Annotated in this window: 26 protein-coding genes; 16 read left to right on the forward strand and 10 right to left on the reverse strand. The window is 29.8% G+C overall.

Annotated elements, in window-relative coordinates; all coding sequences use genetic code 11:
* Positions 1–20: 20 nt before the first annotated feature.
* The 5 genes from RRF68_RS03335 to RRF68_RS03355 all read right to left on the reverse strand — a co-directional run bounded on the left by RRF68_RS03335 (position 21) and on the right by RRF68_RS03355 (position 4,248).
* Positions 21–1,334, reverse strand: coding sequence for a DEAD/DEAH box helicase (locus RRF68_RS03335; protein WP_315945001.1), 1,314 nt, complete (start codon positions 1,332–1,334; stop codon positions 21–23).
* A gap of 155 nt (positions 1,335–1,489) precedes the next feature.
* Positions 1,490–2,125, reverse strand: coding sequence for a response regulator transcription factor (locus RRF68_RS03340; RefSeq protein ID WP_218772431.1), 636 nt, complete (start codon positions 2,123–2,125; stop codon positions 1,490–1,492).
* Positions 2,126–2,830, reverse strand: coding sequence for a sensor histidine kinase (locus tag RRF68_RS03345; protein ID WP_315945002.1), 705 nt, complete (start codon positions 2,828–2,830; stop codon positions 2,126–2,128).
* A 50-nt stretch (positions 2,831–2,880) separates the two neighbouring features.
* Entirely contained in the window at positions 2,881–3,534 is a 654-nt protein-coding gene (locus tag RRF68_RS03350; RefSeq protein ID WP_315945003.1) for a hypothetical protein, read from the reverse strand.
* Between the two features lie 9 nt (positions 3,535–3,543).
* A complete protein-coding gene (locus RRF68_RS03355; protein ID WP_315945004.1) occupies positions 3,544–4,248 on the reverse strand; it encodes a hypothetical protein in 705 nt (234 codons plus the stop codon).
* A gap of 238 nt (positions 4,249–4,486) precedes the next feature.
* Between RRF68_RS03355 and RRF68_RS03360 the strand changes: the two genes are divergently transcribed.
* The 12 genes from RRF68_RS03360 to RRF68_RS03415 all read left to right on the forward strand — a co-directional run bounded on the left by RRF68_RS03360 (position 4,487) and on the right by RRF68_RS03415 (position 15,484).
* Positions 4,487–5,545, forward strand: a complete 1,059-nt coding sequence (locus tag RRF68_RS03360; protein WP_315945005.1) for a hypothetical protein — start codon at positions 4,487–4,489, stop codon at positions 5,543–5,545.
* A gap of 3 nt (positions 5,546–5,548) precedes the next feature.
* Positions 5,549–6,094 carry a hypothetical protein gene (locus RRF68_RS03365; protein WP_315945006.1) on the forward strand — a complete coding sequence of 182 codons (546 nt, stop codon included), beginning with the start codon at positions 5,549–5,551 and terminating at the stop codon, positions 6,092–6,094.
* A gap of 19 nt (positions 6,095–6,113) precedes the next feature.
* Complete coding sequence (locus RRF68_RS03370; protein WP_315945007.1) at positions 6,114–7,892, forward strand: OmpA family protein; 1,779 nt, start codon at positions 6,114–6,116, stop codon at positions 7,890–7,892.
* Between the two features lie 5 nt (positions 7,893–7,897).
* The gene (locus RRF68_RS03375; RefSeq protein ID WP_315945008.1) at positions 7,898–8,434 is read left to right on the forward strand and encodes a hypothetical protein; all 537 of its coding nucleotides are present in this window, start codon (positions 7,898–7,900) and stop codon (positions 8,432–8,434) included.
* A gap of 11 nt (positions 8,435–8,445) precedes the next feature.
* Entirely contained in the window at positions 8,446–9,387 is a 942-nt protein-coding gene (locus RRF68_RS03380) for a hypothetical protein (RefSeq protein ID WP_315945009.1), read from the forward strand.
* A gap of 17 nt (positions 9,388–9,404) precedes the next feature.
* On the forward strand, positions 9,405–9,884 hold the full coding sequence (locus tag RRF68_RS03385) for a hypothetical protein (RefSeq protein ID WP_218772422.1): 480 nt from the start codon (positions 9,405–9,407) through the stop codon (positions 9,882–9,884).
* Between the two features lie 14 nt (positions 9,885–9,898).
* Complete coding sequence (locus tag RRF68_RS03390; protein WP_315945010.1) at positions 9,899–10,786, forward strand: hypothetical protein; 888 nt, start codon at positions 9,899–9,901, stop codon at positions 10,784–10,786.
* A 212-nt stretch (positions 10,787–10,998) separates the two neighbouring features.
* Positions 10,999–11,301 (forward strand): hypothetical protein, encoded by a 303-nt coding sequence (locus tag RRF68_RS03395; protein ID WP_315945011.1) that lies wholly within the window; start codon positions 10,999–11,001, stop codon positions 11,299–11,301.
* A gap of 12 nt (positions 11,302–11,313) precedes the next feature.
* Positions 11,314–12,024 carry a hypothetical protein gene (locus tag RRF68_RS03400; RefSeq protein WP_315945012.1) on the forward strand — a complete coding sequence of 237 codons (711 nt, stop codon included), beginning with the start codon at positions 11,314–11,316 and terminating at the stop codon, positions 12,022–12,024.
* A gap of 2 nt (positions 12,025–12,026) precedes the next feature.
* Positions 12,027–13,772, forward strand: coding sequence for a PASTA domain-containing protein (locus tag RRF68_RS03405; RefSeq protein ID WP_315945013.1), 1,746 nt, complete (start codon positions 12,027–12,029; stop codon positions 13,770–13,772).
* Between the two features lie 4 nt (positions 13,773–13,776).
* Positions 13,777–14,448, forward strand: a complete 672-nt coding sequence (locus RRF68_RS03410; protein WP_315945014.1) for a hypothetical protein — start codon at positions 13,777–13,779, stop codon at positions 14,446–14,448.
* A gap of 253 nt (positions 14,449–14,701) precedes the next feature.
* Positions 14,702–15,484 carry an alpha/beta fold hydrolase gene (locus RRF68_RS03415; protein ID WP_275315682.1) on the forward strand — a complete coding sequence of 261 codons (783 nt, stop codon included), beginning with the start codon at positions 14,702–14,704 and terminating at the stop codon, positions 15,482–15,484.
* A 59-nt stretch (positions 15,485–15,543) separates the two neighbouring features.
* On the opposite strand, the gene RRF68_RS03420 is transcribed toward RRF68_RS03415, so the two are convergent.
* From RRF68_RS03420 to RRF68_RS03435, 4 genes are all read right to left on the reverse strand, one after another.
* Positions 15,544–15,768, reverse strand: coding sequence for a hypothetical protein (locus tag RRF68_RS03420; RefSeq protein WP_218772417.1), 225 nt, complete (start codon positions 15,766–15,768; stop codon positions 15,544–15,546).
* Positions 15,769–15,893: 125 nt separating this feature from the next.
* Positions 15,894–17,345 (reverse strand): NAD(P)/FAD-dependent oxidoreductase, encoded by a 1,452-nt coding sequence (locus RRF68_RS03425; RefSeq protein ID WP_315945015.1) that lies wholly within the window; start codon positions 17,343–17,345, stop codon positions 15,894–15,896.
* Positions 17,346–17,561, reverse strand: coding sequence for an FUSC family protein (locus RRF68_RS03430; protein WP_315945016.1), 216 nt, complete (start codon positions 17,559–17,561; stop codon positions 17,346–17,348).
* Positions 17,562–17,643: 82 nt separating this feature from the next.
* Positions 17,644–23,139, reverse strand: coding sequence for an alpha-2-macroglobulin family protein (locus tag RRF68_RS03435; protein WP_315945017.1), 5,496 nt, complete (start codon positions 23,137–23,139; stop codon positions 17,644–17,646).
* 175 nt (positions 23,140–23,314) lie between these two features.
* Between RRF68_RS03435 and RRF68_RS03440 the strand changes: the two genes are divergently transcribed.
* The 4 genes from RRF68_RS03440 (at position 23,315) to RRF68_RS03455 (ending at position 25,888) form a co-directional block, all read left to right on the forward strand.
* Positions 23,315–23,896, forward strand: a complete 582-nt coding sequence (locus tag RRF68_RS03440; RefSeq protein WP_275315687.1) for a tRNA-(ms[2]io[6]A)-hydroxylase — start codon at positions 23,315–23,317, stop codon at positions 23,894–23,896.
* Positions 23,896–24,333, forward strand: coding sequence for a DUF4268 domain-containing protein (locus RRF68_RS03445; RefSeq protein ID WP_218772412.1), 438 nt, complete (start codon positions 23,896–23,898; stop codon positions 24,331–24,333). The genes RRF68_RS03440 and RRF68_RS03445 overlap by 1 nt, the downstream gene beginning before the upstream one ends.
* 108 nt (positions 24,334–24,441) lie before the next feature.
* Positions 24,442–24,936: a CAP domain-containing protein gene (locus RRF68_RS03450; RefSeq protein WP_275315690.1), complete on the forward strand. Its 495-nt coding sequence runs from the start codon at positions 24,442–24,444 to the stop codon at positions 24,934–24,936.
* A gap of 487 nt (positions 24,937–25,423) precedes the next feature.
* On the forward strand, positions 25,424–25,888 hold the full coding sequence (locus RRF68_RS03455) for a CAP domain-containing protein (RefSeq protein ID WP_255555869.1): 465 nt from the start codon (positions 25,424–25,426) through the stop codon (positions 25,886–25,888).
* A gap of 209 nt (positions 25,889–26,097) precedes the next feature.
* On the opposite strand, the gene RRF68_RS03460 is transcribed toward RRF68_RS03455, so the two are convergent.
* Entirely contained in the window at positions 26,098–26,262 is a 165-nt protein-coding gene (locus RRF68_RS03460; RefSeq protein WP_315945018.1) for an OmpA family protein, read from the reverse strand.
* Positions 26,263–26,409: the final 147 nt, after the last annotated feature.

Raw genomic sequence — 26,409 nt, forward strand, 5'->3', positions numbered from 1 at the left:
TTTTATTTTATCTATTTAGACTAAGCTAAAGTAATACGCACTTTTTTATTCTTTAAACGAGTATTATTTAGTTCTTCAATTAACTTTTTTGCTTCACTTACAGGCACTGCTATAAAAGCACAATCTTGCTTTAACTCAATAACTCCTAATTGCTCTTTGGTTAAGTTTCCTTTTTTAAAGAATAAACCAGCAATATCTCCTTTTGATATTTTATCTTTTCTACCTCCAGAAATAAATAAAGTTTCCCAATAATGCCCTTTTAATTTTTCTTTCTGAGAAATATCTGTATTTGGAATATTAGCAAGAAATTCTGGCAAACTTTCTTTTTGCCATTTTAAAATATATGCCGTTCCTTTTGCATTTACTCTTGCCGTTCTACCATTTCTATGTGTAAACTCCTCTATTCTTTCTGGTAATTCATAATGAATAATATATTTCATTTCAGGAATGTCAATTCCTCTTGCAGCCAAATCGGTTGCAATTAAAACTTGACTTGTACCATTTCTGAATTTAATTAATGAACGTTCACGATCTCTTTGTTCCATCCCTCCAGAAAAACAACTATGTGCTATTTTATTTTTTGTTAAGAATTCACTTACGTGACTGATACTATCTTTTAAATTACAAAAAATAATCCCTTGATGATTTCCTATATGTTGTAACAAATTAACCAATGTTTGGTTTTTGTTTTTGATAGGAGAAACAACTGTTTTTAAAGTTAATTGCCTAGATTTTTTTCCTGTCAAGTAATTTAATACTGTAGGTTTATGTAAACCTACAAATGCAGGAATTTCAGTTTCTTGCGTTGCTGATGTTAAAATACGTTTTTTAAGATTTGGTAATTGATTTATAATACCTCTCATTTCAGATTCAAAACCTACTTCTAACGATTTATCAAACTCATCTAAAATTAAAGTTTTTATACTGTCTTTAGAAAAGCGTTCATTTGCAAAATGATCTAAAATTCTTCCTGGTGTACCAATTAAAATACTTGGTATATGTTTTAATTCGGTTTTATCTTTCGTCATCGAACGACCACCATACACTGCGTTTACTTTTAACCCAGTTCCCATTTCACGAATTACCTGCTCTATTTGAATTGCTAATTCTCTTGATGGTACTAAAATTAAAGTTTGAATTTCTTTATTTTCAAAATCTATTAATTTTAACGCAGGTAATAAAAAACCTAAGGTTTTTCCTGTCCCTGTTGGTGAAAGTATAACCGTATTTGCATTCGTATCAATTACCGAAATAGCTTTTTGTTGCATTTCATTTAACTCATAAATATTTAATTTTGCTAAAATATCTTCTTGTGTTTTCATTGTCATTGCCATAATATTTAAATATCTATGAAGTTTTTATCGACTGCAAAGATAAGTAGTCTTTTACAGCTTTTAAAAATAATAGAGCTAATCTATAAAAAGATATTTCAGCTTCATCAACTGAATTAAAACTATATATAACACATTATAAAAACAACACATATCAATCACTCGGTAAATCCATTTTTTAAAGCATAGACCGCTAAACCCACTCTCGATTTTAATTCTAATTTTTCAAATAAGCTATCTCTGTAATTTTCGACAGTTCTTGGGCTGCAAAACATCTTTTCTGAAATTTCTCTATAGTTCATCTCAGTAACTGAATATTTCAAAAATTCTATCTCACGATCAGACAATTTTATTTTTTCATTGTTAGAGTCATTGCCAATACTCGCAAATATTTTGCTAGAAGCCCATTCAGGAAAAAAACGTCCTTTTTCAATCAACCCTTTCAACGCTTTTTCCAAATCAGTAGGATATACATTTTTCAAGAGGTATCCTTTTGCGCCATTTTTAATCATTTTAATTAAGCTCGACTCATCATCTTGCATACTCAAAGCCATAATTAAAATAGTAGCATGTGTTTCTTTAATCCACTTCGCAGTTTCAAAACCATCCATAATAGGCATACTTATATCTAATAAAACGATGTCAGGAATCCCTTTTGTTTTTATTTTATTTTGAAAATCTACACCATTTTCACATACATATAGTACTTCAAATCCTTCAAAATTTGAAATAATATTACTCAATGCTTTGGCTATTAAAACATGATCGTCAACAATAACAATTGTCTTTTTCATTTAAATGGGGATTTCTATAATTAATTTCGTTCCTTTATTTTCTTGACTTTCTAATTTCATTTTTCCACCGACTAATTCTGTTCTCTTTTTTATATTTTTAAGACCGATACCATCAGGTTTTATGGTTTTAGAATTAAAACCAATACCATCATCTTGTAAAGTAAACTTGATAGCGTTACTAGTTGTTTTTAAAGCAACAAAAATATTTTCACAGGCTGCGTGTTTCATGCTATTCTGTAAAAACTCTTGGGTAATTCTAAACAGAATACTTTTAATTTGATACGATTGTAATTCCATTTCAATAGTACTTGAAAAATGAACATTCCATTTTTTTAAATCATTAATTTTTTCACATTCCTTTTCGATTAAATATGAAAGAGTATTGTTTTTAATAGAATCGTCTGTCAATGATTTTGATAATTGTCGAAGTTCCTGTAAAGACTGATTTATAATATCATTAATCCCTTCAATAGTTTCGTTTACTGCCGGAGCCTTATTTTCAAAAATTAGCTGTTGCGTATATATACTAGCCAATGTTAATTTCTGACCAATATTATCATGAATTTCTTGCCCAATATACTGCATGGTCTGAGTTTGAATTTCTAGTTGAGTTTCTAGTAATTCTTCTTTATGCGTTTCATCAATAGTAGATATTTGCAGTAAATGTGCTTTCTTTTTCTTTTTATATTCTCTAATAAATACCACTATCGCCCCTATAAAAGCAATAAAGATGAGATTAAAGATTATTAGTGTTATTATGATTTGTGTTTTCCCCATATAAAAGAAGCTGTAAATAGTAAATACATAATAGAAGTGGTTATTAAAAAATATAAAAAATAAATATTCCAAATATTTGCATACTCATCTTTTAAAAGATAATCATAGAATGCAAAAAAAGGATAAGTTCCTATATAAGAGAAGAGTACTCCTATATTTATATAAAACATTTTATTTTCTTTAAACTTGAGTATATCGTCATTTTTAATTTGTTCGATAAACTCTAAAACAATCAAAAATAAGAGTAAGATTGTACCTGTAGTTAAGTTTATCGAATAAACTACATTAATTTTTTTTAAAAATATTTGAAAAGGAATATAAGTAAATAGATATATAAAAGATAATACGTAGAATAATTTTCTTTTTTTTAAAGATTTGAATGCATATAACCAGTATAGAAATATGTATTGCAGAGGAATACCTAAAAATGCATAATAATCTTCTTTTTTTACAAAAAAACTAGATGATCTAATAAACCAAAAATATTCTTGAATAAAAATGAATATTAGGTAAATAGAAAACCACTTCCAATAATTATTTTTTAACTTAAAAAAATAGATAAATCCCACTAGGGCAGCAATAAACTCTGCACCTAGTAGTATTTTTTTTAATATTATATAGTATTCAGGCATATTTTAAGATTAAGCAACCCCTTCTCCAGAATTATCTTTTGGTGGTATTAAACTTCCATGGTTTTGAGCAACTATACTTCGGGCCTTTGTAGCTGTTTTTAAATTAGAAGAACCATAATTAGCTGTTTTATCTATTCCAGAAAGAGCAGGTATTCTAATTTTAGGATTTATATCTCCTTCAATCTTGTCTAAACCATTTTCGTAAGTCTCTTTAACTAAAGGGTTAAAATCCATATCAATCACACCATTTTTACCTTGTGTTTTTATGGTTGGTATCATTACTAGGGTATGGTGCTCTTGATAAGCAGGATCCACATGTCCTACTAAATCGGGATAGGTACTTGACCAGGTATTTGCTAACGGATAACGAGAGTAATAAATACGTAAACCTAATTCTTTACTTGATACATCATTGTTTTGTGCACTAATTTCTAGATGATAAATGAATTTTTTAAGCGTTTCTAAATCAAACCAAATAGAATGCGCATCATTAAGTTCTGATCCAGCATTAATTTTTGCTAGTTGGTTTTTTCTATATCCATGTACCATTTCATGTACTAAAGCTCTACTCAATTCACTTGTCTTTTCATCAGCATAATTCATACAAATAGAATTACCTGGTTCAGAAGGTCTAGATGGTTTGGTTGGAGGAAATTTATAAATATAAATTCCGAAAGCAATAACTGTAATTGCTAATAATAAAGGTGTAATCATGGTTTGTTAGTTTTAAGCGTTAAATATACTTTATTCAGCTACAAAGAAACAATTTTCTTCAAATTCCCTTCAAAATTATACAACCTAAGTTGAGAAGGTTAAACAACCCTAAAATCTCAGGTTGGTTTATATAGCTATTTACGTTAATCACACGTCTAAAAACCATGTATATATTTTAAAATTTGTAAAACAAAACAGTACATAACTGTCGTATAAATAGTAACCAAAAATATATTAAATGGAAAATACTGTAATTATCAATTCTATTGGAACTGCAAATCCTAGTGTGTCAAAATTATTAGCAGACTCTTTTAAGATGCCACAAGAGTTTATTTTAAAGATGCTCTACAATGCTCCTTCTGTACTGTTTCAAAAAATAGATTTAGACTTAGCTAAAAAAGCTGCTTCAACATTATCTAAACTTGGTTTAGAGGTACAAATCACTGATGAAAAAGAAAAAATAAATCTTGTAAAAGAACAAGTAGAAATCAGTATTTATTTTGAAGATATTTTAAAACTACCTAAAGTAATTAATCAACTATCGGAATTTTTAGGTTGCAAACCATCAGAATCATTAAACATGTTATTGGCACAACCAGGTATTGTATTAGGTGGTGTTTCTGAAGCTACCGCAATTGCACTTCAAGGGCGTATAGATGCTTTAGTATGTTATTCTAATCCTAGAAAAGATGTGTTTACAATATATATTAACAATGATTTTCCTAAAAGTGATTTAAAAAGACTTATAGCTAAAATTAAGCAACCAATACAAACTTTAAAAGACGGAACAGTTATTATAAAAAATCTTAGTTATGCCGAAAGCAGTACTATTTGGAGAGAACATCAATCTAAAAAAACAATCCGTGTTATCAACCAAACACATCAGTTAATAAACATTCATTTAACTTCATTTGATATCAATAATAAAGAGCATACTTCTTTTTTAACTGAAAAAATTGGAATGCCTGATGCTATTCTTCCAGAGTTAAAGGAACATTTACCTATTACACTTTTTGAACGTGTAAGTCATAAATCAGCAAAAGATATCATAAAAAATTGTGAAGGATTGGGACTTCAATTTTCTGTAGAAAACAATTTTAAGACAACTAGAAAATTAGTGATAAAGGAAATTAAAGAACATACAGCCGTTAAAAACGTATTAGCACAATTTATAGAGGTAAACTCTTTTAAAGAAAACACTAGTGAGTGGGAAAGTAGTACTGAAATTCCTGATTTAATTGCCAATTACTTATATGCACAGTTAATACTATTAAACTGCGAACCAACAATCATTTAAATTATGGAAAATAAAAAAATGTTGCATTTCAGAATTGCTGAACGTGGTAAAATGCATGCGCTAGACAAAAACTATAAAGAGGCTTTACGACACTATAAAGAAGCTTTACGCTTAACCCAAACACAAAAAGATAGCGAATTGTTTTTTCAACACTATAGTCAATGTGTTATGGAATCTCTAGAGCAATTAGGTTCGTATGACGAGGTAATTTCTTTTTGTGAAAACTATAGAGCTTTTTTAGCTGATAAAGAAACAAATATGTTGGTAAAAAAACACAATGCTTTTGTTAGCGAGCGACAAGCCATTCAGCATATACTTAAAGAAGAGCAAGAAGAAGCCAAAACATTACTAATAAAGGCACAAAAAGAAATAGGAAAAGGCAAACATCCTATAACTGATGAATTGTTAAACTGGCTTTTAAGAGGTTATAAGATCAATAAAGATCAAGTTACCCGATTACAGAAAAAACACAATTATTTTATAGTGAGAAAAGAATCTGTAAATCCAAAAATAGCCATGGATTTACCCGAGGGAATTTCTCCTTTTTAACCATTAAAAACAATTAAATATGGCAGACATTAAAACACTTGACCAAGGCGCCAAAATACTTCAAAACGTAGACGTTGGAAGTATTGTAACGGGACTAGCACTTGGTATTGCAGACGCACAAGAGCGTTTAGACACAAACTCCGTTAAACAAATTACGAGACTCTCTGAAGTCGAAGTTGGCGGTAAGTCATTATTAGAACTCGGGTTTCAACCGGCTTTTTATGCCTTTGAATATGCAGATGTTTCTGCTTCAATCAATTTAAAAATGACGGTTCAAGAAGAACTAGAAATTGATTTTAGTTTAGAATATGACTCTACTAAAAAGAAGGGATATACAGATGTAAGTATTCAAGAAGTTGAAAACAATTATCAGGAAGAAAAGTACAAGGAATTTAAAAGTAGCCGAAAATATTGGACAACAGCATCTAATGAGCATACACTAAAGGTAAACCAAAGTACTGTAAATACAAGTAAAGAAACAGGCAGTATTGATAGATTAGAGGAAACTGCTGAAAACTTATCTTCTGACTCTGAAGTACAACGTGTAGATTCTAAAATAATTGAAACAAAAGACATTGTTAGTACAGACAATACCAATGAGGTAAAAACGCATAACTATAATGGGTTTGGAATGTTGTCTTTACTAGATTATTATAAGGAAGATACTGGTATTATTAAATTTAAAAACTATACTAATGTTAGTATTAAAATTAAAGGTACTAATGCCGCTTCTACTATCTTGTTAGATAAATCAAACCTAGCAGATAATTTAAATGTTATTGTTAATAGCACTTTTAAATTTGGATTAAAAGACAACGATGCATTAAATATATACTTTGATTTTTCAAAACACCACGCGCTAGATTTTAGTTACAACAAAGGAACAAGTCCTAATAATACAGAATCTCTTAAAGACAAATTAAGAGCTTTAGCTTTTATTATGATTCATGACACCGATGTTACAATTAAAATTGCTGGGCACACAGATAGTGTTAGTGGTGATAAATTTAACGAAGATCTTGGTTTAAAAAGGGCCAACACTATTAAGAATTACTTAATCACTTTAGGTGTTAATGAATCTCAAATAATCGAAATTAATTCTGAAGGAGAGCTAAATGCTAAAACGAATGTTGGTGATAATCAAAATAATCCTGATTATAGAAAAGCAGTAATTGATATTGATACCAACGGAAACGAATACATTTTTGTAGAAGGTGGCGATTTTAGTAATACGCAATCTGTCGCAATTGTAGCAGATTGGTCTATAACCAACTCAGGAATAGTGCAAAAATACGCAAAAACAACGGTTAATATTACTAAAAAATTTATTATCGAATCTGGCAGTGATGCCTCTTTAAATGAAACAGTAAAGAGCCTTTCCGAAATAAAAACAAAGCTCGATAATAGTACTAAATTCTATTCTCAAATTTCCGGTGATGTTGTTTATCTTCTAAGAAAAGATGCAAAGATAGAATACACCATATTTTCTAATAATAATGAAGAAACTACTATAGAAGATAAATCTTCGAATGCACAAAACTCTACTAACAATAACGATACTTTAAATATACATAAAGTAATTAACAGTAAATACTTTGCAAAATCAGATTTAAAAAGTATTAAAGATCCTAAAGTATCTGCTTGGAGCGGTTCTTTAGATGTGCGTTATGCCCGTCAGTTTGGTGTATCTGTAGAAGGAAATGCTTCCGTTTCTGCTCGTATGATTTCTGTTCCACCGCCAACTGGTTTAGAAAACTATATTCAATCTTTAACTGGTAACACAACTTCTGGAAGCTAGAAATTATGAGCGCAGTACCACAAGTTATACAACAAATTACCAATGCTCCTCTACCATTTATGTTAGAGAAACTAGGCGCTTCTATTGCGAATGCACAAGCTGCTTTAGATGCCAATTCTATTCGCTTAGCAAACGAAATGGCAACGATTAAAATAGCTGTAGGTGATGAAGATTATAATTTAATTAGCCTTGGGTTTGCTCCTACTTTTTATGCTTTTACAGAAGCTTCTTTTGAAGTAAAAATGGAGTTTTCTGTTGCAGAATCTGAAAGTTATGGCGGTTTATTAAGTTTAAATTATGGGAACAGCTCTAGTTCAAATAATGCAACAAGTGGAAGTGCTAGTAATGCTAATAATAATTTTAGTGCGAATAATGATAATACAGAAACCCAAATGTTTGGCATTGCTATTTCTGCTCATTATGCACGTAAATTTTCTGTTTCTGCAGAAGCATCTTCATCTATAGCTGCAAAAATTGTATCACTACCTGCACCAGATATTTATTATGAAATTTTAAAATCAACAATAACAAAAGACAAATAAAAACAAAAAATATGTTTAGAAAAAATCCTAGTATAGGACAAGAATTATTGGACGTTCCGATGGGCGACATGATTCGACAAATGGCTTTTTCTATAGCCGAAGCACAAATGGCATTAGACTCTAACTCTATTGAGGTTGCTGAAATGATGGGCGGACTTAAAGCTGTAAAAGAAGAATTGAATGGAGAAGAATTTATAAATTTTAAAGATAGTCGTGTATTCTTTGGTAAAGAAAAGGTACAATTAAGAGATGCTGTAGAATTGTATAACTCTAATACTGATCAAGCATATAGAGCAGCTATCGATGCTAAACTTGGTAATGACACCGAAGCTGGTTACGACAAAGAAGTTGTAGATGTAAATAAGCTTCCTGCTGTATCCGATAAAACCGTAATATTTACGCCTGATGACCAAAGAAACACAGAAGTATATTATAGAGATCAAACCAATATTAGTTCTATTAAATGGTATAAGTATATTGGCGAGGTATATACTTTATTAGACGGTGTACCAGCGACTTCAACTGCTCCTCCAACACCAGTTCCTGGTAGAAAAATGGTTAAACCAGGTTTAGGTACACGTGAAGTAATGTTACCACAACGTTTATCTATGTTAGAATTAGGATTTTCTCCTACATTTTATCAGTTTGTAGATACGATGATACGTGTTAGTATTTCTATCAAATTTACCAGAGAAGGATCTTCTTCTTTTTCGGTTGATAGTAAATCAGAAAGTAAAGATAGAAGTATCGGTTTTAGTTGGCGTAAAGGATTAAAAGCAAATAAAACAGTAACAACTACACAGGTAAATGCTGGTTTTTCTCAAAAATATAGTTATTCAGCAGAAGGTTCTAGCATACTGCAAACAAAATTAGTTCCTATTCCACCACCAGCAATTTTAGAAGAACGTATCCAACAACAAATGGAAATTGCGCGACAAGAAGCTGAATCTTAAATTAATACCACATTAAAATGGGAAGCATTACTAGAGAAATTTTAAATGCACCTTTACCAGAAATGGTAAAAACACTTGGTGTCGGAATCGCTCAAGCACAACGCGCCTTAGATAAAGTATCTATGGAGTTGGCGAAAGAGTTGGTAGATACAAAAGTGGATATGGGAGGCGAAGAATATAGTTTGCTTTCCCTTGGTTTTACACCTACATTTTATCAATATGTAGATACTGTTCTAGAGATGAAAATGTCTGTTTCTATGAGTCAAACCAAAGAGTTTGGTGCTTCAGTTTCTGTAAGTGCTGGTGCTAGTGTTGGTTTTGTTGCAGTGAGTGCTTCTGTTTCTGCTAGTTATTCACAAAAATATCAATACTCAGCAGAAGGTAGTTCCATGCTACGAACAAAGCTAGTAGCTGTACCAAATCCGCCTGTATTTGAACAACGTTTACGTGCGATGATAGCAGCTGAACTAGAAGACAAAAGAAATGATTTAATTTAAAAAAACTCCTTAAAATGGCTAAACATTGGAAACAGCTTTTAAAACAAGAGGTTACTACTAAAAAACAAGTAAAGGAAGAAGAAAACGAAGACTTCTCTCTATCTGATTTAATACAACCTAATGTTACTAATGATGAACAATCATTAGACGATATTGCTGCATCTAATATTAATTTAAAAAGCTTATTAGAGGAGCAAAAAGAACTAGAACAAAATATGAATGCTCTTACTGGTAAAACAGCAGAGCATTCTTCTTCCAAGAAACAATATGATAGTGAGATAAAATCTGTTTATCAAAAAAGAAAAGACGCTAAAAAAGAAGAAGAAAAGAAAAATAAACTTCTTAAAAAAAGAAAAAGTAGCGCTCAAGAGAACATCAATTGGAATAAAAAAGAGAAAAACTTTTTTAGTGTAGATACTACTAGAAAAACACAAAATAAAATTCCTAGTTTACTTCCTAAAAAGAAAAATATAGAAAAACGGTTTATCAAAAAAAAACAACCCAAAACTGTTCTTGAAAATTTTGAAAAAACAAAAAAAACAGCTAAAAATATAACGACACTTTCTGAAAAATTTGTACAAATAAACAGCAAGAAAACAAAAACGTCAAAAGGGTTAAAAAAAACAAACAACATATTAAATACTACTTCTAAAACAAGTAAAGAAGTAGATAAAAACATCACAAAATTCTCTGATAAACTTGTTCAAATTAACAAAAGAAAAATAAAAGTATCCGAAGGAATAAAAAAAACAACGAACACAATAGATACTGCCGCTAAAACAATTAAAAAAGTAATTACGATAACTCATGATGCTTCTCTAGGCTTACATAAAATAAGTAGTTTACTTTCTGATACTCTTGATAAAAAAGAAAAAAAACTGATAATAAAAAAGATGTTTTAGAAAATAAAACTTTTTCTACCACCACTGAAACAGTTAGTAAAATTGTTAAAGCTGGTAAAAAGACACAAGATACTTTTAATAGAATAGATTCAAAAAGAACAGCATTTATTAAAACTATAGCGCAACAAAAAGAAAACGGATTTAAAAATCCGTTACCAGCTATTAAAACGAATAACAAAGACACAAATGCTTTAAATGAAAACTTAAATAAAGTGAATGATTTTTACAACACCACAAAAAAGTATTTGGAGAAAACTACTAAAACGATTAAAACTGTTGACAATCTTTTTAATAAAACTGGTCTATTAAAAAACCCTGAAAAGAAACAAGATGTATTAATGACTTTAAATTCTTTAGATAAAATTTTTACAAAAAAGGAAGAAAAAGAGTCTAAAAGCTTTGATACTATCAATGTCTCAGAAATTTTTTCTGCTGCAAAAAAGATCAAAGAATTTGCAGATGAGCTTCCTACGAAAAAGAAATCAGCATCAAAAAAAGATCCATTTTCATTATAATTTACATACCAAATGAGCACACAAAACACATCCATCACCTTAAAAGAAATATTACTCGGAATATCAGAGAGTTTAAATGAAGCACAACATCAACTTCGTAATGCTGCTCCTTATGATGAATATGGTCGTCCTAATACATTATATACCTTACCTTATTTAGATTTCACCTTACAAGTAGAAACCGAATTAGAGACTTCTTCAACAGCAGACGGAACTTACGACCAAAGTAGTAGTAGTTATGGAAAATATGCAATGGCAGAAATGCCGTATTCTCCAGCTCCAATGATGACGTATCGTCCGGCAAGCAAAACAAGTAGCACAGCTGAAACTGACAAAATAACAAGTAGTATTTCTGGTCGTTTTGTAGCTGTTATGCCTAATGACGGTTTACCTCAATTAATTATTGAGGCAATTCCTAAACAAACCAATATTTCAAATATTTATGATATTGAAGTGGCTGTTTTTAATTCTGCTGGTGAAAAAATTCCAGGTGCTTTGGTAGAGTTTAATTATAATAGAGATAAAACTATTTTATTAAATACAAACAGTGTTTTAAACCACAATACCAACTTTGTAAAACAAGGAGAGGTTACTACCGATGTTAACGGACTTGCAATAAATACAATTCAAATAGATACTACAGATTATGATGCTAAAAACACCATACAAATAGATATCAATATAGGTACAGTTTTTACTAAAATTTCAATTCAAAAACACTAATTATGGCTACTAAATACCGCTCTTTACTTTTTAAATGTGACTTATTAGCTGCTAATAATACCGCTTTAAAATCCTATTCAATAGATATTGAATTTTTAGATATTAAAAACAGAAAATGGGAAAAACTTGTGATGGGAATTGAAACCAAAAAAGGACTACTATCGCATGCTTATGAAATTCCAGTAAGACTTGCTAAAGAAGAAGTTATTACCCGACTTGTACGTGATTGTATGAGTGAAGGTAGTTTACCTATGTTTAGAATTGCAAAATCTAATGAGAAAGAAACGCTAATTCTTTCAGAAGCTCCATCAATACTTTTTGATGAAGAAAATTTAGAAATAGTAATTGACTTTAATAAATTATGGCTTTTGGATGATTCTTTAATCACTAAAAGAGGTGCGAGTACTATTATTGCTTCTCCTATTTATTTACATCATTTTCAAAAAGAGTTTTTTAAGTTACAAGAAGAGAATAAAAGCCTTACTTCATTAACCAAGCTACAAGAAGTTAATGTAAAAAAAATCAATGAAAAATTTGATAGCCAGCTTAAAGAACTTAAGATGCATTTAGATGAACATGAAGAAACAGAAGCGTTATTAAAACAATCTTTAGAAAATAGTCTTAATGAAATTACTAATTTAAAAGAACAGTTGAATGACTCTTCTAAAGACGATAATTCAGAAGAATTTAATCAACTTATAAAAAAATTGGAAGATAAAACGAGTGAAGTTGAACAATTATTAGTGAAACTAAACAATCAAGACGAACAGGTTTCAATTTTACAAGAACGATTAGAAATCTTAAAATCTTCTTCAATAATAAATGATGAATTAACTGTTCGTATTACAGAATTAGAAAAATCAGTAACGGAATATGAAGAAAAAACAACTATCCTTAAGCAGTATTTAGAAGAGAAAAATCAAGAAATAAACCTTCTTAAAGATGCGTTATCTAAATTAAACAATGACTCTATTGAAATTAATAAACTTAAAGAGTTTTTATTAGAAAAAACAAACGAAGTTAAAAATTTACAACAAACAAAAAACAAACTTGAACAAGAAAATAAAGCAATTATTTTTGAAGTTGAAAAAACAAAAAACGCCTTACAAACACAGCAAAATTCTATTGATGATTTAGTTGAAAAAGTAAAAACATCACAACAAATTGTTTCTGAAAAAAACAGTGAAATTGTCGCACTTGCTCAAAACACTTCCGTAAAAGAAAGTGAAATCACAAAACTACAAACTAAAGTAACAGAAATACAAAGTTTTGTTGATGCTGAAAACCCGAATAAATTAGATGCTAAAAAAGTATATAGTAGTATTATAAATGACATTGCTGTAGCGGATGCGGAAATGGATACGTCCAGATTTAAAATGGCAAACATTTCTTTAAACTTAAAGGCTACTATAGAAAAAGGTCCAGAAGGAACATTATTTGGTTTGGTTGATTTTGAATCTGCTAAAGATATAAATGCCGCTGCAATTAGCAATATTAGTATTGATGTTGTTCCGAATACAACAAGTGTAAAATATCAAAATAATGTTCCAAATATTATTGGTCTTACAGAAACAGCTGCTAGAAAAATCATTACAAATTACGGATTAAAATTAGACGTTATTTACCAGCCAACTGATAATCCAAATTTTATAGAAGGACAAGCAATTAAACAAATACCAGGAGCAGAATCAGAATTAATTCAAGGACAAGAAGTGATTGTAATTTTTGCAAAACCATTAAAAAACTAAAACCATGTCAAACAATTCAAATGATTATTTAAAAGATGCTTTTGCTGCACCTTTAGGAGATTTTATTGCTTCAATTGGCGAAGGCGTTGGCGAAGCACAAGCAGCATTAGATAAAGGTTCTTTAAGACAAACCTTAGAAATTTACAATACAAATCCAGATAATTCTGAAGCTTCTTTAAAATTATTGCGTGAAATAGGTTATCAACCTACATTTTACACGATTCCAAAAACCACTGCAAAAGCTAAAATATCTTTATCCTTATCACAACAATCGTCTAGTATTTTAAATGGCGGACAAGCTTTTCGTACTAAAATGTATGCTACTCCTGTAAATGCAACAAATACGAATAAATACAATATGAATTTAAATGCAAGTGCAGAAATTCAATTTGATATTGTTCCTGTTCCTCCTACTGATACTCAAATTATTCGTTTTTTACCTAACCTAATAGAAAAAACGATTACAGACAACGAAGGGAAAACAACAAATGAAAAGAGAACTTTTGGTGAAATAAAAACTCTATTAAGTGAATACAATTTAAATTATGCTTTTGGTGAAAACACAAAAGAAAGTGAGTTAAAAAATGAATCGACTTTTTCTGAACAAAAGCCTACTTATATTCCTGGTAGTACTCAAGTAATACGTGCCGAGGATGTTATTGTTTTGAGTATATAAAAAAATATTTTTATATAAGAATTGTATATAATAGGTATAAAAAATAAAATATTTTTTATACCTATTATTTCATATTTTAAAAATAATTATATTTAGTTGCGCTAATTAAATTAAGCCTAAAACCCTACTTATTAGTTGTTAATATTTTAAAATTGTACCTCTTTTTAGTCGTTTTTATGAATTACTTAAAAAATTTAACAACTTAAGTTGATAAATTAAATTATTTTTGCTCGGATTAAAAAAAATTAAAGGTTTGTTAAACTACTATTCTTACGAACATGCTGTTTCTACCCAATGGGTTACATTTATACATGGTGCTGGTGGTAGTAGTGCTATTTGGTACAAACAAGTTCGTGATTTTAAAAAACACTTTAATGTTTTAATTTTAGATTTACGTGGTCATGGAGATAGTAAATCTGTTATAAAATCTACTTTTAATAAAAAATATACTTTTGATGCTATTACAGAAGATATTTTAGAAGTTATTGATTATCTAAAAATAAAAAAATCGCATTTTGTAGGTATTTCTTTGGGTACAATTTTAATACGAAATTTAGCTGAAAAGAAACCTAGTTTAGTGAGTAGTATGATTATGGGAGGCGCAATTATTAAATTTAATTTACGCTCTCGTTTTTTAATTTTTGTAGGTAATTTATTTAAATCAATTGTACCATATATGTTGTTATATAAGCTTTTTGCTTTTATAATAATGCCTAAAAAAAATCACAAAAATTCTCGCTTATTATTCGTTAACGAAGCAAAAAAACTATATCAAAAAGAGTTTTTACGTTGGTTTAAATTAACATCCGAAATTAATCCGTTATTGCGATTATTTAGAATGAAAGATCTAAAAATACCTACGCTGTATATTATGGGGGACGAAGATCATTTATTTTTACCTTCTATAAAAAATGTGGTTGAAAAACATGTAAATGCTTCTTTGGTTATTTTAAAAGAATGTGGTCATGTGGTTAATGTAGAACGTGCTGCAGTTTTTAATAAAAAAACGATCACATATATAAATTCGATATCTTAAAAGTTATTCAAACTGGTAGTTAAAAATGAATTGAAGACCTTTTCGACTTGTACAACAGTTTAATCTAAAATTTCGTAATCTATATTTAGTTTTCGTAAAATTCTTAAAGCAGAACCTGAATTTTTATCTTCAATTTCAATATCAACTGCATCTCCTTCTAAAAGAATACTTGTAAGTTCATTTGCTAAAGACGCATCAATATTAAATGATACCTCAGCAATACAATTAGCTATTGCTCTTTTATCTGGCCTTTGAGCATCACAAGACAATAAATTTAATTTCATGATAATAGTTTATGAATGCAATATAGTTGAATAGAATTACCTCGTATCGTTCTTCTTCTTTTATTTAGTGAGGATTACTTTTAACTCAAAAACTAAAAACCTCTTTAATCATAATAATACTTGTGTTATTTTCTATTTAAAGGACGACCTCTCGGTTCATTTGCTTCTTGAAGTACAGCATCTGAATGTAAAAATTTTACAGCCTCTGCAGACCCTTTTACTTTTGGTGCACTACGCGCCAACATTTCTGTTTCAAAAGCTGTTAATACGCTTTCTCTAATTCCAATTTTTCTCCATTCTGATAAAGGCCTACATCCTTTAGATATTCCTCTAGCCAATGCCAAGGCATCTAATAAAGCCTGATTCGCTCCTTGTCCTTTAAACGGACTCATAGGATGTGCTGCATCACCAATTAGTGTTACTTTTTTTTCTTCGGATAATAAATCTGGTTTTAATAATTCTCTATCATATACCGGATATCCCGAAATATTATTTTCATCAGTAGCTTCTAAAATTTGTGGAATAGGATTGTGCCACGGAGTTCTGCTACAAGCTTCTTCTTTAAGAGCTTTAGGCCCTTTTTCGCTTAATTGTTTTGCAGCTTCTTCTGACATCGGAAAACTAAGTTGCCACATAATAGCATCTGATGTAAATGGCATCATATAAATTCGTTCATTACCATTCGCTGTTTGAAATACAGTAGCAGAATCTAACAAAGAGCTATCAATATTCTTAATATCTTTTAAAGGACAAATACCTAATATTACAATACAACCTAAGTAACGCAGCGGCGTAATATCATCACCTATTAAAAGCTTACGAACCGAACTACGAATTCCGTCAGCACCAACTACTAAATCTGCCTTTGCTTTTTTTATTTTTCCATCAACCTGAAAGTTCAATTCAATAAATTCATTATCAGAATCATTAAAATTAATTAATTGATGTCCCCATTTTACAGATTTATGATCTCCTAATTGCTCTAATAATTGGAGCCGTAAAGATTGTCGTGCGATATGTACATTTGTTCGTTTCTGGGAAGTTTTAGCATCAGAATTCATCCACTTTCTCATACCCCATTCTCCGATTACTTTTCCTTCTGAATTGTGAACTACATGCTTTGTTGAAACAACTCCTTCATTCAACTTAAAAATACCCAAGCCTTTAATTGCATTACTTGCTTGTTGCAATGTGAGCCCGTAACCTTGTGATCTCGAATTAAAACTATCATCACGTTCATAAAGTGTAAACGGAATTTGACGATGTAAACACGCCACAGCAAGAGCTACACCACCAATACCTCCACCAATAATAGCTACGTGAGGGTAATTTTCTGTATCTGCAATAGGATGCTTATCGGCTTCTAATAATCCTGAGCCATTACATTTTAAGCAAGAATATTGTACCGCTTTAGGACGAACAGGAGCGGTACCTAGCTTGTCTGATTTTTCATAAGCAACTGATGCTGCTTGATAACGAAGTTTTACATTTTTACGTATTCTTTTGTTTTTTTTACCTAATCCTTGGCATTCTATACAAATTGTAAAACTTGATTTTTCGTTTTTATCTGTGTTCAATTATTTTTTATTTTTCTGGGAATTCTTAATTAATTTATAAGCTAAGAATAACGGAATTAACATTAAAAACCCTACGCTATTTTTTATTACGCTATAAATTATTATACCTATTAAAAAACCAATAAGTGCAGCATTGATTATTAAATTATATTTTAACTTCTTACCTGCTTCTAAGAATTCTTTAGCGGTGAATTCTGATGGCTCTTTATCTTTCATTTTTGAGTATTTTAATTTGTATAGAAGTCTTAATTATACTTCTATGCTCTATCAGTTTCATTTCTCAAATTATATATAATCTCTACTTCACTACTTTAATCCATTCGCCTTTTGTTCTGGCTATATAATCATTATCATACATAGCCTCTACTTGCACGCCTGGTAAATAATAGGTTCCTAAATACGATGCATTTAACAGCACTCTAAACGTTTTACTCTCATACTTTTTAAGTGTAAAATAGTTACTAATACTAGCATCACGAATATCAGTAAAATCTACTTGAGATGATGTCGTATTATTTCCGAAGTCAGTAAAACGAGTATTTATAATTTCCCAACCTGAAGGAATAAACTGTGTTAATGCTACGTTTTCTACGTTATCATTCGTAGTATTTTTCACTGTAACTTCTGCTACAAAATTTTTTCCTTGCGATAAATTATCAGGCCTTATACGATTACCATCCTTTGTTTTATAAATAATTGTTGTTTCTAAATTATTCTGAAATACTTTTTCTTCTCCGACAGGTAAAATTCCTTTATTAAAAATACGTACATAAAGTACTCCGCTATTTTTATTCGTTACTTTAAAAGTGTTTTCTTTGGTGATATCTTCAATATCTTCAGCATACAATGCTTTTGATATTTCAATATTTTTTGAATTTTCATTTAAAGTATAACTCGCATTAATTCCTGTACTTCCACCATTTTGAAGCGCATATTTACTCATCGCTAATAAACTATAAGCAGTTGTTTGTGTACTCATCCATTTATTGCTAGATAAACTTTCAGCGATTTCTTTCGCTAACTTAATGGCTTTTGTTTCTTCCTTTAATAATGTATAAGTAGCTAATGCCATGGCTTTATTACGAGTTTCAGATCCGTAATTAGAATAGCGCCTTTTACTATAATCATTCGCTGTTAAACCATTTAAAATTCCTTGGGCTATCGACTGTTTACCAATTAATGCATAGGCACTTGCCAATCGCATTTTTGCTTCATTAGAAATTCCTTTTGTTTCTCGTAAACGATTCATTGAAGCGATATCTGCACTGTTTGCCAAACTTAATGTATACAATCTGTATGCTTGTGATAAGGCATTGTTATAATAGGTTGAATTATTTCGCCAATTACGTGCTTGTTGTTTTTGGTAACCTATCCATTTCGATTTAAACCCTATTGGTAAAGCATATCCTTTTTTAGCTGCTTCAATCATAAAATGACCTGCATATGAAGTTCCCCAACTGTTTGCACTACCGTTTCCTTGCCAATAAGACAATCCGCCATTTAATACCTGAAAATCAGATAAACGCTGAATTGTAGCTTTTATATTTCGCTCTATATCTTGTTTTTTTTCTTCGGATAATTCAAAAATTTCTGCTAAATATAACTGCGGAAAAGCACTAGAAGTTGTTTGTTCTACACAACCGTGTGGATATTGAATTAAATATCCCATACGTTTGGTAAAGTTCATTGGTGGCAATGTAGATAATTCGATACTTGCTGTATTAGTACCTTTTGTGCCAAAGGTGTTAAAATTAAGCTCCTTTTTTTCGTTTGATTTTAACACTAAATCTTTTACTTCTGTGGTTACAGGATTCGGATTTAAAACATCTATTTCTACTTCGTAGGATGCTTTTTCACGACCAGAAACGGCATCAATCTTTACTTTACCTATTCCTTTAAAATCATTTACTTTTAAGGTGAAATAAGCCATCTTTTCATCTGGTTCATTAAATGATAAAGTTTGAGTCTTATCGCCTACAATTGTAAACGATTCGTTTGGTTGTACTGTAACTTTCACCTTTTTTACTGAAGGTAACATCGCAAATACAGTTACAGGAAGTGTAACGGTTTCCTGTGGTGTAATTTTACGTGGTAATGATGCTAAAATCATTACGGGTTTTCGTACAAAAGCAGTTTTTTCATCACTACCGTAGGCATCATTTTTAGCATCCGTTGCTACCACCATCGCTCTTACAGAACCAACATATTTAGGTATTTTAATTTGATGCTCTTTTGTAGCTCCTTTTGCTAAGTTAAACGGTCCTAAATAGGTTACCATCGGTTTAAAACGATTGGCTTTTTTATTTTTACTTCCAGCTTCGGCTTCATCACCACCAATACTTAATATTTGGTTTACTTTTCCGCCATAGGCGCCAATTACATCATCAAAAACATCCCAAGTTTTTACACCTAATGATTGACGTGCGTAAAAGGTATTCCAAGGATTTGGAGTTTTAAAACGTGTTAAATCTAACAATCCATCATCAACCAAAGCAATTGTATAGGTCATTGCTTTTCCGTTTTTCTCTTTTACTTTAATATTAGCGATTGATTCAGGTCTTAACTCGTCTGCTAACTGAATTTCAGGTGCTAATTTCGTTGCAGGATCGTTTACCAACATGGGTATAGAACCGTACATACGAATTGGTAAATCGTTTGCTGTTTGACTGTGTTTTTGTAATAACGAAATATTTACAAATACGTTGGGTGTATAATTTGCCAATACTGGGAATTTAAATTCCGTTTGTTTTGCTGTTGTTGTTACCCAAAAGTGATTTAATACTTCGGTTCCGTTTTCAATTGTAATTAAAGCTCTTGCTCCTTCAGAAGAAGGGAATTTTACCGTAGCTGTTTCATTTACTTCATACGATTCTTTATCTGTAGTAAAAACCAACATCGTGGCATTCGTTTTATCTTGACTTCCTTTTTTCTTTCCGTACCAAGATGGCCAATCGAAATAAGCAATATTAGAAGTAATGTGTTTACTTTTCTTATCGGTTACTTTTATAAGGTAACGTCCCCAATCATTTTCACTTATTTTTAAATCGAACGAACCTTTACCACTAGCGTTTGTTTTTACTTGTAGTGTTTTATACGTTTGATGATGGCGCGTACCATCGTAATTAGAGAGTCCGTTATCCGCAGTACTCCACCACCAACGCCATGATAATTTATAAACTTTTACTTCTAAATCGTTGGCAACTCCTACTCCGTTTTCAGTAACTGTTGCAACATTAAAGGTGTATTTCTCATCTGTAAACAAATAATTTTTAGATTGTTGTTCAGCTGCATTTAATAACCCTACATAAGTTTTATATGGAGATACTTTTCTAGAAAAAACATCGGTACTAAAATCGCCACCATTTTCATAAACTTTGGTTATGAAACTAGCTTTTAGCATTCCAGGAGCTTTTTTATCTAACCTTGGTTTTACAGAGAAGCTTGTTTTTCCTTCGTTATTTAAAGTTCCTTTTAATACTTTAAATTCTTCTGTACCAAACCTACGCGTAACATCATCAAAATTATAGTTTTTGAATTTTGAAAATTCTGTTTTCGATTGCGTAAATTTCCCATTAATGTCTAATTTCAAATCTCTAGCAATTGCTCCGTGTAACCATTTTACATCCACATCTCCTTCAATTGGTGTATCGGCTTTTATAAAGTCTGCTGCTGTTTTTAATTTTATCTTTAAACGGTTTGGTTTTATTGTTTCTATTTTAAGTGTTTTATTAAAAACGGCGCCACCAACGCTTACTCTTAATTTCCAATTTCCGGTAATTGCATCCTGATTAGTTTTTGGAGCATATGCATACACATTATTCGTATTCTTAAAAAGTACTTTTCTTTCTATAATTTTTCCCTGCGGATTTAACAACTCAAATTTAATAGGGTGGTTTTCTGGTATCGGATTCGCATTATCATTCAACACAAAAGTTAAAAATAATTGATCACCTGGTCGCCAAACACCACGTTCGCCATAAATATATCCTTTAATTCCTTTTTGTAATTTTGTTCCAGAAACATCAAACTTACTCATAGAAAGTGCGTTTCCATCATTCAATTTAATGTAAGTTGTGTTTTTATCTTTGATAACTACGGCAAAAAAAGCATTTTTAATTCCTTCGAAATTAGCAATTCCATCTTTATCTGTTTTTACATTTACAATAGGTTGTTGTTGTAAATTATATAGCGTTACATTAGCATCAGAAACCGCTTCGGTTGTTACTAAATTAGTTACCGCAATAAAAGTTGTGTTGTTATTCCCTTTTTTTACAATTGCTCCTAAATTTGTAGCTAAAATATTGGTGCTTTTATTTTTATTATAATAGTAAGAAGTTGAGCATGGATTATCTCTTTCATTCCATCGATAACTATAATAGTCGTTATTATAGTAATTAGGATTGTCGTACTGTTTGGTATCTATTTCTTTTTTACCATAAACTATTGTACTATTATTAGTAGTTTCATCACATGAATAATTAGAATATTTTTGGTTGAAAGAAAAATCAACTCGATACATTGCTCCGTCTTCAATTGTTAAAACTTCAGCCAAATCTATCGCAAAAGCGTTTTCTTTAGTTAAATCCACTCCCTGATTAGTAAGATTTACCGTGTATTTAGCTTTAGGACGCCCAACATAGCGCAAATTACCTTGGTTACCTAAATTATTGTTTTGCAAAAACTGCAATACATTTTCCTTATATATTTTAAATACTGTTACATCAATAGCTTTTAAATTAACTGCATTAAAATTAATTTTAAGATTTTTTGAATTTGGCAATATCGTTCCGCTTTTAATAAAGCTTACCGAAGGTTTTAATTGCTGAAAATGTAATGTTTTACTATATGATTTTTTTAAAACATAGTTTTCGGCATTTTTTATTCCTTTAAATATTTCGATATTTACCTTATCCTTAAAAGATGATTGCGGATAAATAGTTACTATATTGTTGGTGATTTTATAGGTGAATTTTCTTTTTTGAGTATCTGCAAACTGAATTAAACCTTTTAAATCTTGTGATTTTTTTATTGGGTCAGAAAAACTAATCTCTATTCGTTGTTTATCGGTATTGGCTACTTCTACATTTAAAACTTTAAAATTATTTTTTCCTGTAATTGTTATCTCTCGCTCTCCTTTTGAAGTAGATTTTATAGCATCACCAATCCAAGATACTTTTAAGTTTTCATCTTCAACAAATCGTTGTAAACTATCTATTTTAAAATATACTTTAGAAGCTAATTTCTCGAAGGTTTGAAACTTTACTTTTGCTTTGCTCCCTTTATAATTTATCTTTACTATTTCTGATAATTTTTCTTTTTCAACAACATCACTTGCCGTTAAAACTCCTTCTACAAAATACCAATCTTTACTATATACTGTTGGCGATTGTAAAGCCACATTAAAAAACAACTCTTTTGTTTTTACTTCGACGCTAAAATCTTTTAAAGCAACATCAATATCATCATATAACTTTGATAAATGAAGTGTTATTTTATATTCTTTATTGCTTTCTAATTTTTCATTCGGCACAAAGGAAACCACATTATTATTTAATGTTACCGATCCTTTAATATTTGGTGTAATTGTAATTAAATCATTAGTAACCCTGGCATCTTTTATATGCTTTTTTAAAAGAAAATCGAGTTTTGGAGTAACAGAAATTAGTTTTTCTGGAAAAACAGTAACATACTCATTGTAAGCGTTTACATCGCTTTCTTTATTTGTATTTTTCTTACAAGCATTACCAATAAACACCAGTAAAACTAAAATAATTAGTTTTATATTTTTTTTCATAGCAAAATATTTTTGAAATCCCTCAAAGTTAACATTTTTATATATTTCTATTCCTTTTTTAATAATCAAATACCTAAATAATAAAACAGTACTTATTTTAAGTAAAAAAAAGAGTACTAATACTTTCTTAAATTTAATAATCGTTAGTTTTGCAAACGAAAAATGAATTTAGATTATGTTAGGATTACAATTCGAAACTAAAACCTCTTGGGCTGATATTGCTAAAGATAACTTACAGCAAATATTAACAGATCATGCTTTTTTAGAGCAAAAAGCGGCTTCAAACGCTGTTTCTATAATTATAAATTATTCTGAAGAAACCGAACTTGTACAAAGTATGAGTGAAATTGCTATTGAAGAAATGGAACATTTTAAAATGGTTCATGATTTTATGGTAAAACGCGGAATGGTTTTAGGAAGAGAGCAAAAAAACGATTATGCTATTCAACTACAAAAATTCTTTACAAAAACAAAAGACAGAACCAACGCACTTGTACAACGCTTATTAATTGCCGCTTTAATTGAGGCAAGAAGCTGTGAGCGTTTTAAAGTTTTTTCTGAAAATATGGAAGATGAAGAGTTGGCTAAGTTCTACAAAGAATTAATGATTTCTGAAGCCAATCATTATACTGTTTTTTTAGGTTTTGCGCGTAAATATCAAGACAGAAAGATTGTTGATGAAAAATGGGAAACTTTGGTTGCTTTTGAAGCTGAAATGATGAGAAATCGCGGTAATAGCGCTAAAATACACGGGTAATGTTTAGTAAAGAAGAATCAGCACAATTACGTAAAGAATTTTGGACAAGCTTCGGAAAATCATTCCCAAGAAAATGGCTGTTATACAACACTAAAATAAAAGGATTTGCTTTTAAATTTCAGGCAGATCGAAAAAAAGCGTCTGTTTGTTTAGATTTTGAACATTTAGATGAAGTTGCTAACGAGTTATTATACGATCAATTATTATCGTTAAAAACCATTTTAGAAACAGAATATTTACCAGAAGTAATTTATCACGATAATTTCGAATTAGATAATCGAAAAATTATCCGTCGTATATATGTTCCTTTTGATAAAAAATTTAGCATACACAATAAAGATACTTGGAGAGATTGTTTTGAGTTTTATGTAGAAAAAATGAATCAATTTGAATTATTTTTTTATGAATACGAAGACTTTATAAGACAAGCTATTTAACATAGGAAAAACACCCTTTATACTCATAATCAGTAATTTAAATTTTTATTTTTATTGATTTAGTGTACATTTGCAGTGTTTATATTAAACCCCTAAACCCCCTAAGTAATGTATAACCACCCCCTAAGGTTATTAATAGTGTTATGTTCACTAATTATAACTTCTTGTTCTTCAAACAACGAAATCGAACTAGCTGAAAACAATTCTGAAACAGCTATCACTTTTACTGAAAAAACTATCGAATTAAATATCTTAAACCTTGTTAATGATTATAGGGTTGCAAATGGTTACTCACTTTTAAATAAGTTAGAAGTAATTAAAACCCAAACAAGTAGTCATACTAATTATATGATAGATAATGATAAGATCTCTCATGATCTTTTTTATCAACGTAAAGATTTTTTAAACAAAAATACCAATGCTACAAGTGTTGGTGAAAATGTTGCTTATGGATATTCTTCTGCCGAATCTGTAGTTAACGCATGGTTAAAGAGCGATGGTCACAAAAAAAATATAGAAGGCGATTATACACACTTTGAGGTTACCGCAGAGAAAAATACTGATGGAAAATGGTATTTTACTAACATTTTCGTGAAAAAATAATTTGTTTGTATATTAATTATTAATCCCTAAGTTTTAATTTTTAAACTTAGGGATTATTTTTTTTATTTAAAGTTATTTAATATGATAAACTTCGAACCTCTGTTTTCTGAATGTTATTCTTCCGAACATTCTACATCACTCATACACTTAATTACTAATTATTCTTAAGTAACTTTTACTTCAATTAACTTATCACTATAGTTTTACATTAGATAATATAAAAATTATTATAATTCTAAATGTCTGAACCAAAAATACCTTCATTAAATTTTTCTTTAGACCTTTAATTAGAAAACAAGATTATTCATTTTTTTACGAATAAGAATATTTAACATAACAGCCTATTCAACTCAGGAAAAACACCCTTTATACTTATATTCAGGTGTTTAGCTTTTATTTTTCAATAATTTTAATTAATTTAGAGAAGTATTTATTAACCCTCTAACCCCCCTGAGAAATGAATAAAACCTACCTAAAGTTATTAATAGTGTTCTATACACTTTTTTTAACATCATGCACTTCAAACAATGATATCGAAAAATTAGAAAACAATTCTGAAATACCTATCTCTTTTGTCGAAAAACCAATTGAATTAGATATTTTAAACCTAATTAATGACTACAGAGTTTTAAATGGTTATTCTCTTTTGAGTAAATTAAAGATTATAAAAAGTCAAACTACTGACCATACTAATTATATGGTAGATAATAATGAGATTTCACATAAATTTTTTCAAAAACGCATGAATTTTTTAATTCAAAATACCGATGCAAAAGGTGTAGGTGAAAATGTTGCTTATGGATACTGTTATGCTGAATCTGTAGTAAAAGCCTGGCTAGATAGTGAAAGTCACAAAAAAAATATAGAAGGTGATTATACACACTTTGAGGTTACCGCAGAGAAAAATACTGATGGAAAATGGTATTTTACTAACATTTTCGTGAAAAAATAATTTGTTTGTATATTAATTAATAATCCCTAAGTTTTAATTTTTAAACTTAGGGATTATTTTTTTTATTTAGAGTTGTTTAATATGATAAACTTCGAGCGCATAATCTTCTGATGTTCCTCTTCTGTACAAGTTATGTCATTTTTACATTTATTAACTATATTTTTTTCTCCGTAACCAATAGCGCTTTGTATTCTATTAGAAGTAATGGCTCACGAAATAATATGATCTCTTGCTGCTTTTGCGCGTTTATCAGATAATACTTCATTATATCTATCACTACCTCTACTATCTGTATGTGCTTCTATTATTTTTAGCTTTAAGTTCAGTTTTACAATTTTTAACCTTAAGCTCTGAAGAATTTGAATCTTGTACATTAATTAAAAAAAAACATACACAGATACATAAAAAAGCAATAATTTTTCCAATAATTTTTATTTTTAATAATCTAAAATTTTAACCCTGGAAGTTGAATTACCAAGTTAATTTCTACAATTGGGAATAAAGGGAAATACAATAAAGGG

The sequence above is a fragment of the Tenacibaculum sp. HL-MS23 genome (assembly GCF_032463465.1).
Classification (GTDB): Bacteria; Bacteroidota; Bacteroidia; order Flavobacteriales; family Flavobacteriaceae; genus Polaribacter; species Polaribacter bernardetii.

Coding starts and splice junctions, on each gene's coding strand:
- RRF68_RS03405 (WP_315945013.1), top strand. CDS start 12,027: ATGGCTACTAAATACCGCTCTTTACTTTTTAAATGTGACTTATTAGCT.
- RRF68_RS03375 (WP_315945008.1), top strand. CDS start 7,898: ATGAGCGCAGTACCACAAGTTATACAACAAATTACCAATGCTCCTCTA.
- RRF68_RS03360 (WP_315945005.1), top strand. CDS start 4,487: ATGGAAAATACTGTAATTATCAATTCTATTGGAACTGCAAATCCTAGT.
- RRF68_RS03355 (WP_315945004.1), bottom strand. CDS start 4,248: ATGATTACACCTTTATTATTAGCAATTACAGTTATTGCTTTCGGAATT.
- RRF68_RS03445 (WP_218772412.1), top strand. CDS start 23,896: ATGTTTAGTAAAGAAGAATCAGCACAATTACGTAAAGAATTTTGGACA.
- RRF68_RS03390 (WP_315945010.1), top strand. CDS start 9,899: ATGGCTAAACATTGGAAACAGCTTTTAAAACAAGAGGTTACTACTAAA.
- RRF68_RS03335 (WP_315945001.1), bottom strand. CDS start 1,334: ATGGCAATGACAATGAAAACACAAGAAGATATTTTAGCAAAATTAAAT.
- RRF68_RS03400 (WP_315945012.1), top strand. CDS start 11,314: ATGAGCACACAAAACACATCCATCACCTTAAAAGAAATATTACTCGGA.
- RRF68_RS03350 (WP_315945003.1), bottom strand. CDS start 3,534: ATGCCTGAATACTATATAATATTAAAAAAAATACTACTAGGTGCAGAG.
- RRF68_RS03440 (WP_275315687.1), top strand. CDS start 23,315: ATGTTAGGATTACAATTCGAAACTAAAACCTCTTGGGCTGATATTGCT.
- RRF68_RS03380 (WP_315945009.1), top strand. CDS start 8,446: ATGTTTAGAAAAAATCCTAGTATAGGACAAGAATTATTGGACGTTCCG.
- RRF68_RS03435 (WP_315945017.1), bottom strand. CDS start 23,139: ATGAAAAAAAATATAAAACTAATTATTTTAGTTTTACTGGTGTTTATT.
- RRF68_RS03340 (WP_218772431.1), bottom strand. CDS start 2,125: ATGAAAAAGACAATTGTTATTGTTGACGATCATGTTTTAATAGCCAAA.
- RRF68_RS03460 (WP_315945018.1), bottom strand. CDS start 26,262: ATGTACAAGATTCAAATTCTTCAGAGCTTAAGGTTAAAAATTGTAAAA.
- RRF68_RS03365 (WP_315945006.1), top strand. CDS start 5,549: ATGGAAAATAAAAAAATGTTGCATTTCAGAATTGCTGAACGTGGTAAA.
- RRF68_RS03430 (WP_315945016.1), bottom strand. CDS start 17,561: ATGAAAGATAAAGAGCCATCAGAATTCACCGCTAAAGAATTCTTAGAA.
- RRF68_RS03385 (WP_218772422.1), top strand. CDS start 9,405: ATGGGAAGCATTACTAGAGAAATTTTAAATGCACCTTTACCAGAAATG.
- RRF68_RS03450 (WP_275315690.1), top strand. CDS start 24,442: ATGTATAACCACCCCCTAAGGTTATTAATAGTGTTATGTTCACTAATT.
- RRF68_RS03420 (WP_218772417.1), bottom strand. CDS start 15,768: ATGAAATTAAATTTATTGTCTTGTGATGCTCAAAGGCCAGATAAAAGA.
- RRF68_RS03370 (WP_315945007.1), top strand. CDS start 6,114: ATGGCAGACATTAAAACACTTGACCAAGGCGCCAAAATACTTCAAAAC.
- RRF68_RS03410 (WP_315945014.1), top strand. CDS start 13,777: ATGTCAAACAATTCAAATGATTATTTAAAAGATGCTTTTGCTGCACCT.